Genomic DNA, 889 nt, shown 5'->3' on the forward strand with positions numbered 1-889 from the left:
ATCGAAAGATAGGGCTACGGACATTTGTGTTACCACACGCAAATACCATAGCCCATGTACAAAGTACTTGACAAAGATACCATAGAATTGGAGATAGTCCCACATATACCTTTACCGAAAAGGGGTTTTGCCCCAACGGCTCCCTTGTTCGAGATCGTCAATGCCATACTCTACAAGTTGAAGACGGGCGTGCAATGGGAGTACCTGCCCACGGCCTCGCTGTTCGCCCAAAAGGTCCTGAGCTGGCAATCGGTCTACCACCATTATCGCAAATGGTGCCGTTCGGGCACATTTCTGGATTGTTGGACCGGCATTTTAAAACGGTACAGGGACATGTTCGACCTCTCCAGTGTCGATCTTGACGGCAGCCACACACCTGCCATCAGGGGAGGCGAGGCCGTGGAATACCAAGGCCGCAAAAAGGGAAGGACCACCAACGCCCTCTTCCTTACCGATAGGCAGGGACTGCCCTTGGCCATGTCGGAACCGGTATCCGGGAACCACAATGATCTTTTTGAGATCGAGGTTCAGTTCGAGGTGGTCACCGCTACCCTTGACAGAGCGGATATAAAAACGGAGGGGCTCTTCCTCAACGCCGATGCGGGGTTCGACTCCAAGGATTTTCGATCGGCCTGTGCAAGAAGGGGCATCAATGCCAATATATGTTTCAACAAACGTAACGGAAGTGTCGATGACAGGGACGAATATTTTGACCAGGACCTTTATGCCCAGAGATATGCCGTGGAACGCACCAATGCATGGATCGACAGTTTCAGGTCACTGCTCAACAGGTTCGATACCTCCGTTGAGAGTTGGAAAGGGTTCAACTACCTATCATTCATCGTAATCGCCCTGAAAAAAATCAAACTAAAAAAGTTTAAATGAGTTC

1 protein-coding gene is annotated in these 889 nt (G+C 50.1%); it reads left to right on the forward strand.

From position 1 onward, the window contains the following. Window positions 1-54 precede the first annotated feature (54 nt). The gene (locus B4Q04_RS22380) at window positions 55-885 is read left to right on the forward strand and encodes an IS5 family transposase (protein ID WP_088698193.1); all 831 of its coding nucleotides are present in this window, start codon (window positions 55-57) and stop codon (window positions 883-885) included. The last annotated feature ends 4 nt before the right edge of the window (window positions 886-889 follow it).

This window comes from Zobellia sp. OII3, from assembly GCF_002211465.1.
Taxonomy (GTDB): Bacteria; Bacteroidota; Bacteroidia; order Flavobacteriales; family Flavobacteriaceae; genus Zobellia; species Zobellia galactanivorans.

Excerpts from the sequence above, each read along its gene's own strand:
- B4Q04_RS22380 (WP_088698193.1), top strand. The coding sequence starts at position 55 with ATGTACAAAGTACTTGACAAAGATACCATAGAATTGGAGATAGTCCCA.